The organism is Geothrix sp. 21YS21S-4, from assembly GCF_030845995.1.
Lineage (GTDB): Bacteria > Acidobacteriota > Holophagae > Holophagales > Holophagaceae > Geothrix.
On the sequence record NZ_CP132719.1, the window covers coordinates 2893399 to 2908177 of the forward strand.

A 14779-nucleotide genomic window follows, 5' to 3' on the forward strand; every position below is an offset into this window, starting at 1 on the left:
GCCATGCACCTTCTCCTGCCCTGGTTCCTGCCCGCCGCCGCCCTGGTGGGGTGGCTCGGCACCGCCAGCGCCCGCACCCTCGCGCCCGGTGGCCGGCAGGGGCGGGACCGGGTCGCCCTGCTCGCCGTGGCCTGGAGCCCTCTGCTGATCTGGCTGCTCGCCCAATTCGTCGATCCCGGGAGAAACCCATGAGCCCCGTCCTCGTCATCGCCGCCCTGCTGGCCCTGGGCCTGCTCGCCTACCTGGCGTTCGCCCTGCTCAAGCCGGAGGCGTTCCAGTGACCCACGCCTGGATCCAGAACCTCTTCTGCCTCGCCCTGCTCCTGGGGGCGGCGGTGCCCCTGGGGGCGTTCATGGCGCGGGTGCTGGAGGGGGAGCGCACCTTCCTCCATCCCCTCCTCCGGCCCGTCGAGCGCGGCCTCTACCGCGCGATGGGGATCCGCGAGGAGGAGGACATGGGCTGGAAGGCCTATGGGTGGTCCATCACCCTCCTCAAGCTCGTGGGGCTCGCGGCGGTCTTCCTGCTGATGCGGGCGCAGGCGGCGCTGCCCTTCAATCCCGAGCACCGGGCGGGCGTCGACGCGGCCCTCTCGTTCAACACCGCCGTCAGCTTCATCACCAACACCAACTGGCAGGCCTACGGCGGCGAGGCCACCCTGGGCTACTTCGTCCAGATGGTGGGACTGGCGGTGCAGAACTTCCTATCGGCCGCCACGGGGATCGCCGTCCTGGCGGCCCTGATCCGGGGGTTCGCGCGCCGCAGCGCGAAGGGGCTGGGCAACGCGTGGGTGGACGTGGTGCGCAGCACCCTCTACATCCTCCTGCCGCTGTCCTTCGTCTTCGCCCTCTTCCTGGTGTCCCAGGGCGTGATCCAGAACCTCTCGGCCTACGTCCGCACCGCGGGGGGACAGGTGCTCGCCATGGGGCCCGTGGCTTCCCAGGTGGCCATCAAGATGCTGGGCACCAACGGCGGCGGGTTCTTCGGCGCCAACGCGGCCCATCCCTTCGAGAACAGCTCGCCCCTGTCGAACTTCATCCAGACTGTGAGCCTCCTCCTCATCCCCGCCGCCCTGTGCCTCTCCTTCGGGCGGATGGTGAAGGACCGGCGGCAGGGCTGGGCGCTGCTGGCGGCCATGACCGTCCTCTTCACCGGCTCCCTGGCCGTCTGCACCTGGGCGGAGGTGAAGGGCAACCCGGCCCTGGCCGTGGCCGGCGCCGACCAGACCTCCACGGCCCGGAGCGCGGGCGGAAACATGGAGGGCAAGGAGCTGCGGTTCGGCCCGGGGCCGTCCGCCCTGTGGGCCACCGCCACCACCGCGGCCTCCAACGGGTCCGTGAACGCCATGCACGACTCCTTCACGCCCCTGGGCGGCCTGGTGCCGCTGTGGCTGATGCAGCTGGGCGAAGTGGTCTTCGGCGGCGTGGGCTCCGGGCTCTACGGCATGATCCTGTTCGCCCTGGTGGGCGTGTTCGTGGGCGGGCTCATGGTGGGCCGGACGCCGGAATACCTGGGCAAGAAGGTGGAGGCCTTCGAGATGAAGATGGCCGCCATCGCCATCCTCCTGCCCTGCGCGACGGTCCTCATCGGCACCGCCGCCTCCGTCCTGTCGCCCGCGGCCGTCGCCTCGGTCAGCAATCCGGGCCCCCACGGCTTCACCCAGATCCTCTACGCCTGGAGCAGCTGCGCCAACAACAACGGCAGCGCCTTCGCCGGGCTGGCGGCCAACACCCCCTTCTACAACTACGGCCTGGCCGCCGCCATGCTCCTGGGCCGCTTCGGCGTGATCTGGCCCGTCCTGGCCCTCGCCGGCTCCCTGGCGGGAAAGAAGCACACGCCCGCCGGCGCGGGGACCCTCCCCACCCACACCCCGCTCTTCGCGGGCCTGCTGGTGGGCGTGGTGCTGCTGGTGGGCGCCCTGACCTTCATTCCCGCCCTGGCCCTGGGGCCCGTCGCCGAACACCTGACTTCGCGGAGCGTCCGATGATCTCCCGTTCCCCCGCCCGCTCCCTCTTCGACGCGGGGATCGCCCGCCGCGCCGCCGTGGACGCCCTCCGGAAGCTGAACCCGCTCCACCAGCTGCGGAACCCCGTGATGTTCACCGTGTGGGTGTGCAGCGCCTTCACCACCGGCCTGGGGCTCCGCGCCCTGGGGGGCGGAGGGGATGCCCGCCCGGCTTTCATATTCGCCATCGCCCTGTGGCTGTGGTTCACGCTGCTGTTCGCCAATTTCGCCGAAGCCATGGCCGAGGGCCGGGGAAAGGCCCAGGCCGACGCCCTGCGGCGGTCCCGGAAGGACGTGAAGGCCCGCCGCCTGTTTGGGAAGGATGCCGCCGCGGGAACGGAAGCGGTGGATGCCCCCGACCTCCGCAAGGGCGACCTGGTCCTGGTGGAGGCGGGCGAGACCATCCCGGCCGACGGGGAAGTGGTGGAAGGCGCCGCCTCCGTCAACGAGAGCGCCATCACCGGCGAGAGCGCCCCGGTCATCCGGGAGAGCGGCGGCGACCGGTCGGCGGTCACGGGCGGCACGCTGGTGCTGTCGGACCGGCTGCTGATCCGGATCTCCTCCGATCCCGGCGAGGGCTTCCTCGACCGCATGATCGCCATGGTGGAGGGCGCCAAGCGCCGGAAGACCCCCAACGAGATCGCGCTGGACATCCTGCTGGCGGGCCTCACCCTCATCTTCCTCCTGGCGACGGCGACCCTCCTGCCCTATTCCATCTTCTCGGTGAAGGCCGCGGGCCAGGGGCAGGCGGTGGGCCTGACGGTCCTGGTGGCCCTGCTGGTGTGCCTCATCCCCACCACCATCGGCGGGCTGCTCAGCGCCATCGGGATCGCCGGGATGGACCGCATGATCCAGGCCAACGTCATCGCCACGTCGGGCCGCGCCGTGGAGGCCGCCGGCGACGTGGACGTCCTGCTGCTGGACAAGACCGGCACCATCACCCTGGGCAACCGGGAGGCGGTGGCCTTCTTCCCCGCGGAGGACGTGGATCCGCAGCGCCTCGCGGACGCCGCCCAGCTGTCGTCCCTGGCCGACGAGACGCCGGAAGGCCGCAGCATCGTCGTTCTCGCCAAGGAACTGCACGGCCTCCGGGAGCGGGATCTCCACGCCCTGGGCGCCCGATTCGTGCCCTTCACCGCCCAGACCCGCATGAGCGGCGTGGATCTGGGCGAGCGGCAGATCCGCAAGGGCGCGGCGGACTCCGTCGAGGCCCATGTCCAGGGCCTGGGCGGCGCCTTCCCCGAGGAGCTGCGCCGCACCGTGGACCGGATCGCGCGGGAGGGCGGCACGCCCCTCGTGGTGGCCGAAGGCGCCCGCGCCCTGGGCGTGGTGCAACTCAAGGACATCGTGAAGGGCGGCATCAAGGAGCGCTTCGCCGAGCTGCGGGGGATGGGCATCCGCACCGTGATGATCACCGGGGACAATCCCCTAACCGCCGCCGCCATCGCCGCCGAGGCGGGCGTGGACGACTTCCTGGCCCAGGCCACGCCCGAGGCCAAGCTCCGGCTGCTGCGGGAATACCAGGCGGGCGGGCGGCTGGTGGCCATGACCGGCGACGGCACGAACGACGCCCCCGCCCTGGCCCAGGCGGACGTGGCGGTGGCCATGAACAGCGGCACCCAGGCGGCGAAGGAGGCGGGGAACATGGTGGACCTGGACTCGAACCCCACCAAGCTCATCGAGATCGTGGAGATCGGGAAGCAGATGCTGATGACCCGCGGGTCGCTCACCACCTTCAGCATCGCCAACGACGTGGCCAAGTACTTCGCCATCCTCCCCGCCGCGTTCGCCGGAATCTATCCCGCCCTGGGCGCCCTGAACGTGATGGGGCTCCACAGCCCCGAAAGCGCCGTCCTATCGGCGGTGATCTTCAACGCGCTGATCATCGTCGTCCTCATCCCCCTCGCCCTGCGCGGGGTGAAGTACCGCGCCATCGGCGCCGCCCAGCTCCTGCGGCGCAACCTGCTGCTGTACGGCGCGGGCGGGCTGGTCGTCCCCTTCGCCGGGATCAAGCTCATCGACCGGCTGCTCGTCGCCTTCCACCTCGTGGCGTGAAAAGAGGGAACAACATGGAACCGCAGATACACGCCGATGAAAGACATCCTCCGCATCGTCGTTCCGTCATCTGCGCCATCGGCGTCATCTGCGGTTTCTTCTTTCGCCCCTGTTTCTCTTGAGTGACCCCATGAACCTCCAGCTCCGCGCCGCCCTCGTCTCCTTCCTCGCCCTGACCGCGGTCACGGGCATCGCCTATCCCTTCGCCGTCACCAGCGTGGCGCGGCTCATCTTCCCGCGCCAGGCGGAGGGCTCCCTCCTCCGCCGCGAAGGAAAGGTCATCGGCTCCGAGTGGATCGGGCAGTCCTTCACGTCGCCCCGCAACTTCTGGGGCCGCCCCTCCGCCACCGTGGACGCGGACGGGAAGCCCCTCCCCTACAACGGGGGCAACAGCGGCGGCTCGAACCTGGCGCCCAGCAACCCGGCCCTGGCCGAGGCCGTCCGCGCCCGCATCGCCGCCCTCCGCGCCGCGGATCCCGGCGCCGCGGGACCGGTGCCCGTGGACCTGGTGACGGCCTCGGGCAGCGGGCTCGACCCCCACATCAGTCCCGCCGCCGCGGAGTTCCAGGTCGCCCGCGTGGCCCGCGCCCGGGGGCTGGCCGAGGCCCCCGTGCGGGAGCTGGTGGCCGCCCACACCGAAGGCCCCCAACTGGGATTCCTGGGCGAAGCCCGGGTGAACGTCCTCCAGCTGAATCTCGCCCTGGACGCGCTTCCCCGGGCGGACGGCGGCGGTTCCCGCTAGCGTACCGGCATGGCCCCTTCCCGCCCCGATCCCGACGCCCTCCTCCGCGCGGTCCAGGAGGCCGAGACGCGGGCGTCGCGCGCCAAGCTGAAGGTCTTCTTCGGCGCCGCGCCCGGCGTGGGGAAGACCTTCGCCATGCTCTCCGAGGCCCGCGAACTGCGACGCGAGGGCATCGATGTCGTCGCGGGCGTGGTGGAGACCCACGGCCGGAGCGAGACCGCCGCCCTGCTGGAGGGCCTGGAGCGCCTGCCGCCAGCGGAGCGCGCGTACGCCGGCCGCTTCCTGCCGGAGTTCGACCTCGACGCGGCGCTGGCCCGCCGCCCGGCGCTGATCCTGGTGGACGAGCTGGCCCACTCGAACGTGATGGGCTCGCGCCACGCCAAGCGCTGGCAGGACGTACTGGAGCTGCTGGACGCGGGAATCGACGTCCACACCACCCTCAACGTCCAGCACCTGGAGAGCCTGAAGGACGTGGTCGCGCAGATCACGGGCGTGGTGGTGCGGGAGACCGTGCCGGACACCGTCCTGGAGCGCGCGGACGAAGTCGAGCTGGTGGACCTTCCTCCGGAGGATCTCCTGGCGCGGCTGAAGGAGGGGAAGGTCTACCTGCCCGAGCAGGCCCGCCACGCCCGCGACCACTTCTTCCGGAAGGGCAACCTCCTCGCCCTGCGGGAGCTGGCGCTGCGCCACACGGCGGCCAGCGTGGACGCGCAGATGCGGCGCTACATGGCGTCCGAAGGTATCCGCCGGACCTGGGCGGCGGGGGAGCACCTGCTGGTGTGCGTGGGCACCGGCTCCCTGTCGGAGCGCCTGATCCGCGGCACGCGGCGGCTGGCGGCGGCCCTCGGCGCGCCCTGGACCGCCCTCCACGTGGAATCCCACCGGCGGCTGCGGGTCACGGATGCGGACCGCGCGCGCCTGGAGGCCCACCTCCGGCTGGCGGAGAAGCTGGGCGGCGAGACGGCGGTCATCGAAGGCGGCGGCCCGCTGGAGGAGGACATCCTGGCCTTCGCCCGCGACGGGAACATCACTAGGCTCGTGGTGGGGAAGCCCTCCCGCCCCCGCTGGCTGGAGGTGATCCTGGGGTCGCCGGTGGACAACCTCATCCGCCGCAGCGGGGACATCGACGTGTGCGTGATCACCGGCGATCCCGACCGCGGGACGGCACCGGCCCTGCTGCCTCGCCCGCTCACCAGCCCCGCCCGCAACTACCTGCTCAGCGCGCTGGCCGTGGCCGCCGCCAGCGCCGCGGCGGCGCTCGTGTTCCGCCGCACGGAGCAGGCGGACATCATCATGGTCTACCTCCTCGGCATCCTGGTCGTCGCCACCCGCTTCGGCCGCGGCCCGTCGCTCCTGGCCTCCCTCCTCAGCGTCGCGGCCTTCGACTTCCTGTTCGTCCCGCCCTACTACACGTTCGCGGTCACGGACTTCCGCCACGTCGGGACCTTCGGGATCATGCTGCTGGTGGGCGTGGTGATCGGGAGCCTCACGGAGCGGATCCGCGCCCAGGCCCGCCTGGCCCGGGGCCGCGAGCAGCGCACCCGCGCCCTCTACCGCCTGGGTCAGGAGCTGGCCCGCGGGGGAGATCCGGCCGCCCTCGCGGAGGCGGCCGTCCGGAACGCCGCCGCCCAGTTCCACAGCCGCGCGGCGGTCCTCCGGCCGGATTCCCATCGCCGGCTGGCGCCCCTCCCCGCGGACTTCCCCCTGGAGGAGCAGGAACTGGCCGTCGCCCAGTGGGCCTTCGACCACGGCCAGCCCGCGGGGCTCGGCACCCCCACCCTCCCGGGCGCCCGCGCCGCCTACCTGCCCCTCCTCGGCGCCGGAGGGCCCATCGGGGTCCTGGGCCTCCTGCCCGAGGGAAATCCCGCCTGGCTCGAACCGGATCAGCGGCAGCTCCTGGACGCCTTCGCCACCCAGACGGCGCTGGCCCTTGAACGCGCCGCCCTTGCGGAGGAAGGGGCCCGGGACCGGCGCCGGGCGGACGAGGAGCGGCTCCGGAACGCCCTGCTGAGCTCCGTCTCCCACGACCTCCGGACGCCGCTGGGCGTCATCACCGGCGCGGTGAGCGCGGCCCTGGAGACGCCGGACCTGGGCGATGCCGACCGGCGCGAGCTCCTCCAGTCCGCGCAGGTGGAAGCCCAGCGCCTCCATCGGCTGGTGAGCAACCTCCTGGACATCACCCGCCTGGAGTCCGGCGCGCTGGACCTCCGCACGGAATGGATGCCCGTGGAGGAGATCGTGGGCGCGGTCCTCAACCGCCGCGAGCTCGCCGGGGAAGCGGCCCGGATCCGCGTGTCCCTGCCGCCGGACCTGCCGCTGGTGGCCCTGGACGGCGCCCTGATGGAGCAGCTCCTGTTGAACCTCCTGGACAACGCCCTGAAGTACGCTCCCCCCGCCTCGCCCGTGGACATCAAGGCCTGGGCGGCGGGGAAATCCCTCACCCTGTCCGTCGCGGACCGGGGACCCGGCCTCGCGCCCGGAGAAGAGGCGCGGATCTTCGAGAAGCTGGCGCGGGGCGAGGCAGCCGCGGGCCGGCCCGGCGCGGGACTGGGCCTCGCCATCTGCCGCGGCATCGCCCTCGCCCACGGCGGGCGGATCCAGGCGGTCAACCACCCCCAGGGCGGCGCCCAGTTCCTGGTCACTCTCCCGGTGGGCACGCCGCCCCCGGTGCCCGAGGAGGCGCCATGAGCCCCGCCGGCCCCCTGGTCCTGCTGGTGGAGGACGAGCTTCAGATGCGGCGGTTCCTGCGCGTCGCCCTGGAGGGCAGCGGCTACCGCTACCTGGAAGCGGGGAACGGGGAAGAGGGCCTGGCCCTCGCCGCCCGCGAGAAGCCCGACGCGCTGCTGCTGGACCTCGGGCTGCCGGGCATGGACGGCCTGGAGGTGGTGACCCGGCTGCGGGAGTGGAGCGCCACGCCCATCATCGTGATCTCCGCGCGGGGGCAGGAGGCCGACAAGATCGCCGCCCTCGACGGCGGCGCCGACGACTACCTCACCAAGCCCTTCGGCACCGGGGAACTGCTGGCGCGCCTCCGGGCGGCGCTGCGCCACGCGAGCCCCGCGGCCTCGGATCCGGTGTTCACCCTCGGCCGCTGGCGGGTGGACCTCGCCCGTCGCCAGGTGCTGGTCGAGGGGCGCGAAGTCCACCTCACGCCCCTGGAGTACCGCCTGTTCACCACCCTCATCCGCCACGCGGGCAAGGTCATCACCCACCGCCAGCTGCTCAAGGAGGTCTGGGGCGGCGTGGCCGGCGCCCAGCCGCTCTACCTCCGCGTCTACATGACCCAGCTCCGCCACAAACTGGAAGAGGATCCCTCCCGCCCCCGCCACCTCCAGACCGAACCCGGCGTGGGCTACCGGCTGCGGATGGAGGATTAGCGGCTGGGGTGAATGATCCGAAGGGATCAAGATCATCGCCAAGCCGCCAAGGGCACCAAGAAAAAATCCCGGCTTTTCTTGGCGTTCTTGGTTTCTTGGCGGTGATCTTTTCTGCAGAGTTCGGAATCCGACGTTCTGCTCCGGGCGCCGTTGGATGCGATCCCAGCGATGGCCGTCAGCGCCGCGCCTTCCCCGTGACGCGCTCGACGTCGATGCGGAGGACGGCCGTGCGGAACAGGTCCTTGCCGATCCCGCGGTCCACCTGCTCCAGGTGCTGCGGCGCAAAGCGCTCGCCGAAGGCGCGGAGCGCGGCGCGGCGGGCGTCCTCGTCCTCCAGCCGCACCGCCCGGCCGAAGGCCACGGCGCTCTCGTAGCGGGTGGACAGCTCCAGAGGGACGGTTTCCGCCTCCGTGACCACGCAGTAGGACACCTGGTCGTTGAAGGCCAGGTTGTCCAGCTTGTGGCCGGCGGTGGCGCAGTGGATGATCAGGGCGCCGTCCACCAGGGCGTGGTTGACGGGCACGGCGTAGGGCCAGCCCTCGGCGTCCACCGTGGCGAGAACGCCCCACTCCGCCTTCGCCATCACCGCGTGGGCTTCCGCTTCCGTCAGCGCCCGGTCGCGGCGGCGCATGGGGTGGGAGGGCGGCGTTCCGGCGGAGGATTCCATGCAGCCAGTGTATGGCGAAGGCCGGGGCGCGGAACGGCTCCCGCGCCCCGGCCTTCCTTAGCCGAGACCGCCGTCCGCGCCCGCCTTCGGCCCTCCCACCCACGCGTAGAAGCTGGGCAGGGCCAGCAGGGTGAACAGGGTGCTGGTGACGAGGCCGCCCACCATGACCAGGGCCAGGGGCCGCTCCAGCTCGCTGCCGCCGAAGCCCAGCAGCATGGGGAGGAGGCCCAGGATGGCGCTGCCGGCGGTCATGAGCTTGGGCCGGACGCGGCCCAGGCTGGCCTCCTTCAGGGCATCCAGGAAGGGGAGCCCCGCGGCCGTGAGCTGCCGGGCCTGGGTGATCAGCACGAGGCTGTTCTGCACCGCCACCCCGAACAGCCCGATCATCCCGACGATGGAGCTGATGTTCCAGCTCTCGCCCGCCAGCCACAGGGCCAGCAATCCGCCCGCGAAGGCGTCCGGCAGGGTGAGGACGACGACCATCACCTCGCGCCAGCGGCCCAGCGCCAGGTAGAGCAGGCCCACCACCAGGGCGAGGGCCGCGCCGACGGCGATCGTCAGGCGCTTCTGGGTGTCCCGGGCCTCCTCCAGCTTGCCGCCGAGCTTCACGACGGTGCCCTTGGGGAGATCCAGGCTCCGCAACGCGCGCTCCACCCGCTTCCCCGTTCCCCCGAGGTCCCCGGCGGTGCGGACGTTGAGGGCGAGGCGCCGCTGGGCGGCTTCCCGGCGGATGAGGCTGGGCGTGCCTGCCTCCTCGAACCGGGCCACTTGGCCCAGCTCCACCACCCGGCCGCCATCCAGCACCAGCGGCAGGCGCTGGAGGCTCTCGGGGCTGGTGCGGCCGTCGTCGGGAAAGCGCACCACCCGCCCGATGTGCTGGGGGCCGTCGAACCGGGGCGCCGCGTCCAGGCCCTGGAGGGCCGCCCTCAGCGTGGTGGCGATGAGCGTCCGCGGCACGCCCAGGCGGCGGAGGGCCTCCTCGTCGGGAACCACGGTCCACTTGGGGAGGACGCCCGCCCCTTCGGGCGTGATGGAGGCCACCCCCGGCACCTTCGACAGCGCCTCCTGGAGCGCCGGCAGCCGCGCCTGGAGGAGGGCGAGATCCGGGTGGAACAGCTTCACCTGGATGTCCGCGGGCGTGCCGCCGATGCCTTCGGAAATGCGCATCTGCATGGGCGTGGTCAGCTCCACTGGATAGGGCATCGCCTCCGCGATCTCGCCCGCCTCCCGCTGCACTTCGGCGGTGGGCCGCGATCCGTCCAGGATCACCATCACGTCGGAGATGGTGTGGGGCATGGGGTCCTCGGTCAGTTCGGACCGCCCGGTGCGGCGGTAGACCGACGCCACGCCGCGCAGCCGCGCCAGCCGCCCTTCCAGCTGGAAATTGGCCTCGTCCACCGCCGCCAGGCTCGTCTCCGCAGGCAAGATGCTGTTCAGCATCAGCGCGCCTTCGTCGAGGGGAGGCAGGAAGTTGGTCCCCAAGCGTAGCGCCAGCCACAGGCTGGGCACGGTCAGGCCGAGGGCCAGGATCCGCACCACGGCGCCGTGACGGAGCGCCCAGCGCAGCGCTGGCTCGTAGGCCCGCTTCAGGGCCCGCACCAGCCGGGGCTCCTCCAGGGCGGCCCCCGGCGGCAGGAACCGCTCCACCAGCGCCGGCACCAGCGTGAAGCTCAACACCAGGCTGAGGGTCATGGCGGCGGCGATGGCGACGGCCAAGGGCGCATACAGCCGCCCGGCGAGGCCCCCCAGCGCGAGCAGCGGAATGAACACCGCCAGGATCACCAGGACCGCCGTGAGGATAGGCACGCCCACCTCCGCGGCGGCGCGGGTGAGGACGACCCGCCGGCTCGCGACGCCGCCGTCCTCCCGGTGGAGGCGGTGCGCCAGGTTCTCCACCATGATCACGGCGGCATCCACCAGCAGGCCCACGGCGATGGCGAGACCGCCGAGGGTCATGGCATTCAGGCCCAGCCCCGCGGCCCGCAGCGGGATCGCCGCGCCGAAGGTCGCCAGGGGCAGCACCGCGATCACGATCAGCGCCCCCCGCAGGTTGCCCAGCAGGGCCACCAGCACCAGCGCCACGAAGATCCCGCCAAGGAGCAGGGCCCAGGTCACGCCATCCAGGGCGTGCGTCACCAGCTTTCCCTGGTCGTACATCAGGGTCAGCTCCATGCCCGCGGGCAGGCTCCCGCGCAGCTCGTCCAGGGCGGCCCGCGTGCCTTGCGCCACCGCCAGGGTCTCGGCAGTGGGCTGCTTGACCACGCGCAGGCTCACGTCCTCGTGCAGCAACTCCTCGGGGCGGGAAGCGTCCGCGCCGCCGGGCCCGTGTCCCAAGTGGCGCGCCAGGCCCCGGCGGAAGGCGGCGCCCTCGCGCACCTCCGCCAGCTCGCCGAGGGAGACCATCCCCCGGGGCGTGGCCAGGGGCAGCCGCTTCACGGCCTCCGGCGTGGCGGCGAGGCCGCCGACGGTGATGAACCAGCCCTTGTCCTGGATCTCCATCACGCCCGCGGCGGTGTCCTGGTGGCTGCCGTCCAGCGCTTCCATTACCTCGCGGAGGCTGACGCCCTGGAGCCGCATCCGCTCGGGCTGGACGATCACCTGGAGCTGGCGCTCCTCGCCGCCGAGGCGCTCCACCCGGGCCACGCCCGGCACCGCCTGGAGGCGCGGGATGAGCACCTTCTCGGCGTGGTCGCGGAGGGTGATGGGATCGACGGCGGGGCCCTCCAGGACGATTTCCTGGATCTCCTGCAGGCGGCCCGCGGCGCTGGACATCAGCGGAGCGCGGGTCCCTTCGGGGAAGGCCGCCGTGACCCCGGCAAGCCGCTCGGCCACGAGCTGCCGGGCCCGCCATGGATCGGTGCCACCCCCGAAGGCCAGCACCACCTGGACCACTTCGGCCTGGACGCTGCTCACCACGCGCTTCACGCTGGGAAGGCCGCCCAGGGCCTGCTCCACGGGCTGGGCCACGGTCAGTTCCAGCTCCGGGGCGGCCCGGCCAGGGCTCTGGATCAGGAGGGTGAGGCTCGGCAGCGTGAGATCCGGGAACAGGTCGCGTTTGAGGCTGCCGAAACTGGCGACCCCAGCGGCCAGCCACAGGAGCGCCAGGGCGAAGACCCAGGCCTTGCGCGGCAACAGCCAGTCGAACCACCGCTGGAGGAAACCCGGACGGGGAACGCGGGGCTCAGTGGTCATGGCCTTCTCCCCCGCTCTTTCGCTTGATCTGGAGGGCCTTGAGCAGGTACGCCCCTTCGCCCGCCACGGTCTCACCGGGCCGCACGCCCTCGATCACCATCACGCCGGTCCCCACTTCCGCGCCGCGGCGCACGGGGCGGAACTCGGCCTCCTCCCCTTCCTTCACGAAGACCCCCCACACGCCTTCCACCTGCTGGAGGGCGGCCTGGGGCAGGACCACCGCCGTCGCCAGCGGGACGCGCACTTCCAGCGGCGTGCCGGGCATGGGCAGGGCGCCGCCCTGGAGGCGCAGGCGGTACGCCAGGCGGTGGGTGTCCGGCGTCAGGACGCTGGGCGTGCCCTCCAGCCGGGCCTTCCACCGCTGCCCGTCGGCGCGGCGGACGTCCGTCACGGAGCCCGGCCGCCAGTCCAGCGGCGCGGGGGGCGTGAGTTCCAATCGGACGAGGGCGGCGGACGCGGCCTGGAAGCCGCCCAGGTCCTGCCCCGCCTCGATGCCCTGGCCGAGCTGCACCCGGTAGGCGGTCACGGCCCCGGCCTTGGGCGCCCGGACCGTCAGCACCGCCCCGGCGGTCTCGGCAGCGGCGCCCCGGGCCTCCAGCGCCAGACGGGCGGCCTCCTCGTCGGCGCGGGCGGTGGCGGCGTCGCTGTGGGCCGCCTCCAGCTCACGCCGGGAGCCCGCCTGCGCCTGGAACAGCCGCACTTCCCGGGCGGCCTCGGCCTCGGCGCGGTCCCGCCGCGCCCGCGCGGACAGCCAGTCCGCCTTCAGCCGGGCCAATTCTGGACTCCTAATCGAGACCAGCGCTGCACCAGCGCCCACGCGCTGCCCGGGGGCGACCAGGATCGCCGACACGATGCCCTTCACGGGGCTGCTGAGGATCGCCTGGGCCGACTCGTCGCCGATGGCCTCGGCGGGATACCAGCCGCCCTCGGCGCGGGGCTCGGGCACCGTCAGGAACCGCAGCCCGCGGACATCCTTGAGGGGAATGTGGAGGCCTTCGCCGGCCTCGGCGGCGTGATCGCCGTGGGCGTGCGCCTCTTCGGGATGGCCGTCCGCGTGGGGATCGGCGCCCTTGCGGCCGCAGGCGGCGAGGCCCACCAGGGCCAGGGCCAGGGCCAGAAGGGCGGGTCGGAGGAAAGTCATGGGGTCACCCCTTCGGTGAGGGCCTGGAGTTCGGCGGAAAGGAGATGGGCCGTCCGGAGGCGGCGGTACGCCGCGGCCTGGACGTCCAGCAGTTGGCGGCGGATGGGGAGGGCTTCGGAGGGGCGCTCGCGGCCCTCCCGGAGGCGCAGCTCCACGGCCTGGAGCGCGGGATCGAAGGCGGCGAACGCCCGGGGCGGAGCGGCCGGAAGCCGCGCCATCGCGGCCTGGAACCGGGCGTCCAGCTCCTCCAGGGCCAGTTCCCCTTCGCGGCGGCCGGCCTGGAGCGCCGCCTCGGTCTCGCGGCGCAGCGCGGCTGCCTCGCCGGGGCGGGCGAAGCGGTAGGCCAGCCCGACCCGGCCCACGCGCTCCTCGCCCTCCCGGGCATAGCTTCCCCGGAGGCTCCACCGGCTGGCGGCCAGGGCCTCCTGGTGGCGCAGCGCCTGCTGCTCCAGGTCCGCCTGGGCCAGCAGGGCCCGGCGCAGGGTCCCCGCCTCGTAGCGGGCGCGCAGCCCGTCGGGAAATCCACCCGGAGGATCGCCGGGCTCTGTCAGAGGCGCGGGCGCGGCGGGCACCTCGGCCAGGTGGCGGAGGGCGGCCCAGGCGGCCGCGCGCTGCTGCCGGGCCTCGTCCAGGTCGCCCTGGGCGCGGAGCAGTTCGCCCTCCACCAGGGCCGCCTGGAAGGCCGGATCGGCGCCGGCCTCCAACCGGGCGCGGGCGGCCTGGAGCCAGGTCTCCACCGTGGCGAGGTCGCGCTCCCGCAGGTGCAGGAGCCGCTCCGCCAGCCAAGCGTCGAGGTAGGCCCGGCGCAGCTGGAACCGGGCCTCGATCCCGCCCGCGGATCGCAGCAGCGGATCCGCCTCCCCCAGCGCCGCTTCCAGGCGGCGCCGGACGCCGGGCGACAGGAACAGTGGAAGGTCCACCTCCACGGCCCGGTCCGTGAAGGTGGGGGCGCTCGGCTGGGCGCGGGGTCCCGCGGACAGAGCGAGGGCGGGGCCCTCCCGCAGGAAGCCGCCGGTTCCCGCCAGGGCGCGGTGGCGCTCGGCCAGCAGGGCCTCCGCGCGGTACTGGGCCGGACCGCTCCGGGCCCGGGAGAGGATGTCGTCGAACGAAAGGGGCGGCGCCTGCGCGGCCAGCACGCAGGGCAGCGCCCCCAGAAGAAGGGGTCGCATGGAAACCTCGAAGGAATTCGCGGAAAAGCACGCAGGGCTTCGCCCCCCGTGCGCGGACGGACGCTCAGCGCCCTAGGCCCGCGGCGGTTCCTTCTCGGGTTCGACGGTCAGGCTGACGAGGGACTGGGCCCGCGGCACCGCGAACCGCGGGTGGAGCCGCCGCGGCGCCGGAGGCGGAACCGGCGCCTCGGGCACCGGCGCCGTCGCGCAGTCATCCCCGCACAGCAGATGGCAGGCCGGCGCGCACCCCGCGGGCGACGTGTCAGGACACACCTCCCGCCCCGCCGCCCCCAGATAGAGCCCCATCAAGCAGAGCAGCAGCGCCGCCACCCACCGCCGCACCCTCGCCCCGCCCCGCCGAGGGACACCGCCGGAGGGCTGTCGGGACGACATGGCCATCGGGCCATGCTACACGACGGGAAAGAAAAACCTGGA

At 73.1% G+C, this 14779-nt stretch carries 12 protein-coding genes; 7 read left to right on the forward strand and 5 right to left on the reverse strand.

All coding sequences use genetic code 11. The annotated features are described in order from the left end of the window. Window positions 1-3: 3 nt before the first annotated feature. The 7 genes from RAH39_RS13200 to RAH39_RS13230 all read left to right on the forward strand — a co-directional run bounded on the left by RAH39_RS13200 (window position 4) and on the right by RAH39_RS13230 (window position 8175). Entirely contained in the window at window positions 4-192 is a 189-nt protein-coding gene (locus RAH39_RS13200; protein ID WP_306590592.1) for a hypothetical protein, read from the forward strand. Then, window positions 189-281: a K(+)-transporting ATPase subunit F gene (gene kdpF, locus RAH39_RS13205; protein ID WP_306590593.1), complete on the forward strand. Its 93-nt coding sequence runs from the start codon at window positions 189-191 to the stop codon at window positions 279-281. Before RAH39_RS13200 ends, kdpF begins: the two co-directional genes overlap by 4 nt. Further along, entirely contained in the window at window positions 278-1984 is a 1707-nt protein-coding gene (gene kdpA, locus RAH39_RS13210; RefSeq protein ID WP_306590594.1) for a potassium-transporting ATPase subunit KdpA, read from the forward strand. Before kdpF ends, kdpA begins: the two co-directional genes overlap by 4 nt. Next, window positions 1981-4056, forward strand: a complete 2076-nt coding sequence (gene kdpB, locus RAH39_RS13215) for a potassium-transporting ATPase subunit KdpB (protein ID WP_306590595.1) — start codon at window positions 1981-1983, stop codon at window positions 4054-4056. The genes kdpA and kdpB overlap by 4 nt, the downstream gene beginning before the upstream one ends. Window positions 4057-4186: 130 nt before the next feature. Beyond that, window positions 4187-4798: a potassium-transporting ATPase subunit KdpC gene (kdpC, locus tag RAH39_RS13220; protein WP_306590596.1), complete on the forward strand. Its 612-nt coding sequence runs from the start codon at window positions 4187-4189 to the stop codon at window positions 4796-4798. A 9-nt stretch (window positions 4799-4807) separates the two neighbouring features. Further along, the gene (locus RAH39_RS13225) at window positions 4808-7486 is read left to right on the forward strand and encodes a DUF4118 domain-containing protein (RefSeq protein ID WP_306590597.1); all 2679 of its coding nucleotides are present in this window, start codon (window positions 4808-4810) and stop codon (window positions 7484-7486) included. Beyond that, on the forward strand, window positions 7483-8175 hold the full coding sequence (locus RAH39_RS13230) for a response regulator (RefSeq protein WP_306590598.1): 693 nt from the start codon (window positions 7483-7485) through the stop codon (window positions 8173-8175). The genes RAH39_RS13225 and RAH39_RS13230 overlap by 4 nt, the downstream gene beginning before the upstream one ends. A gap of 175 nt (window positions 8176-8350) precedes the next feature. On the opposite strand, the gene RAH39_RS13235 is transcribed toward RAH39_RS13230, so the two are convergent. From RAH39_RS13235 to RAH39_RS13255, 5 genes are all read right to left on the reverse strand, one after another. Continuing rightward, window positions 8351-8842, reverse strand: coding sequence for a pyridoxamine 5'-phosphate oxidase family protein (locus tag RAH39_RS13235; RefSeq protein ID WP_306590599.1), 492 nt, complete (start codon window positions 8840-8842; stop codon window positions 8351-8353). Window positions 8843-8899: 57 nt separating this feature from the next. Continuing rightward, the gene (locus RAH39_RS13240) at window positions 8900-12034 is read right to left on the reverse strand and encodes an efflux RND transporter permease subunit (RefSeq protein ID WP_306590600.1); all 3135 of its coding nucleotides are present in this window, start codon (window positions 12032-12034) and stop codon (window positions 8900-8902) included. Continuing rightward, window positions 12024-13175, reverse strand: a complete 1152-nt coding sequence (locus RAH39_RS13245) for an efflux RND transporter periplasmic adaptor subunit (protein ID WP_306590601.1) — start codon at window positions 13173-13175, stop codon at window positions 12024-12026. Before RAH39_RS13245 ends, RAH39_RS13240 begins: the two co-directional genes overlap by 11 nt. After that, window positions 13172-14344, reverse strand: coding sequence for a TolC family protein (locus RAH39_RS13250; protein ID WP_306590602.1), 1173 nt, complete (start codon window positions 14342-14344; stop codon window positions 13172-13174). Before RAH39_RS13250 ends, RAH39_RS13245 begins: the two co-directional genes overlap by 4 nt. Before the next feature lie 72 nt (window positions 14345-14416). Further along, window positions 14417-14737 carry a hypothetical protein gene (locus RAH39_RS13255; protein ID WP_306590603.1) on the reverse strand — a complete coding sequence of 107 codons (321 nt, stop codon included), beginning with the start codon at window positions 14735-14737 and terminating at the stop codon, window positions 14417-14419. Between the last annotated feature and the right edge of the window lie 42 nt (window positions 14738-14779).

Bases quoted from the DNA above. Each gene is read 5' to 3' on its own strand.
- RAH39_RS13200 (WP_306590592.1), top strand. From the start codon at position 4: ATGCACCTTCTCCTGCCCTGGTTCCTGCCCGCCGCCGCCCTGGTGGGG.
- kdpF (WP_306590593.1), top strand. From the start codon at position 189: ATGAGCCCCGTCCTCGTCATCGCCGCCCTGCTGGCCCTGGGCCTGCTC.
- kdpB (WP_306590595.1), top strand. From the start codon at position 1,981: ATGATCTCCCGTTCCCCCGCCCGCTCCCTCTTCGACGCGGGGATCGCC.
- kdpC (WP_306590596.1), top strand. From the start codon at position 4,187: ATGAACCTCCAGCTCCGCGCCGCCCTCGTCTCCTTCCTCGCCCTGACC.
- RAH39_RS13225 (WP_306590597.1), top strand. From the start codon at position 4,808: ATGGCCCCTTCCCGCCCCGATCCCGACGCCCTCCTCCGCGCGGTCCAG.
- RAH39_RS13230 (WP_306590598.1), top strand. From the start codon at position 7,483: ATGAGCCCCGCCGGCCCCCTGGTCCTGCTGGTGGAGGACGAGCTTCAG.
- RAH39_RS13235 (WP_306590599.1), bottom strand. From the start codon at position 8,842: ATGGAATCCTCCGCCGGAACGCCGCCCTCCCACCCCATGCGCCGCCGC.
- RAH39_RS13240 (WP_306590600.1), bottom strand. From the start codon at position 12,034: ATGACCACTGAGCCCCGCGTTCCCCGTCCGGGTTTCCTCCAGCGGTGG.
- RAH39_RS13245 (WP_306590601.1), bottom strand. From the start codon at position 13,175: ATGACTTTCCTCCGACCCGCCCTTCTGGCCCTGGCCCTGGCCCTGGTG.
- RAH39_RS13250 (WP_306590602.1), bottom strand. From the start codon at position 14,344: ATGCGACCCCTTCTTCTGGGGGCGCTGCCCTGCGTGCTGGCCGCGCAG.
- RAH39_RS13255 (WP_306590603.1), bottom strand. From the start codon at position 14,737: ATGTCGTCCCGACAGCCCTCCGGCGGTGTCCCTCGGCGGGGCGGGGCG.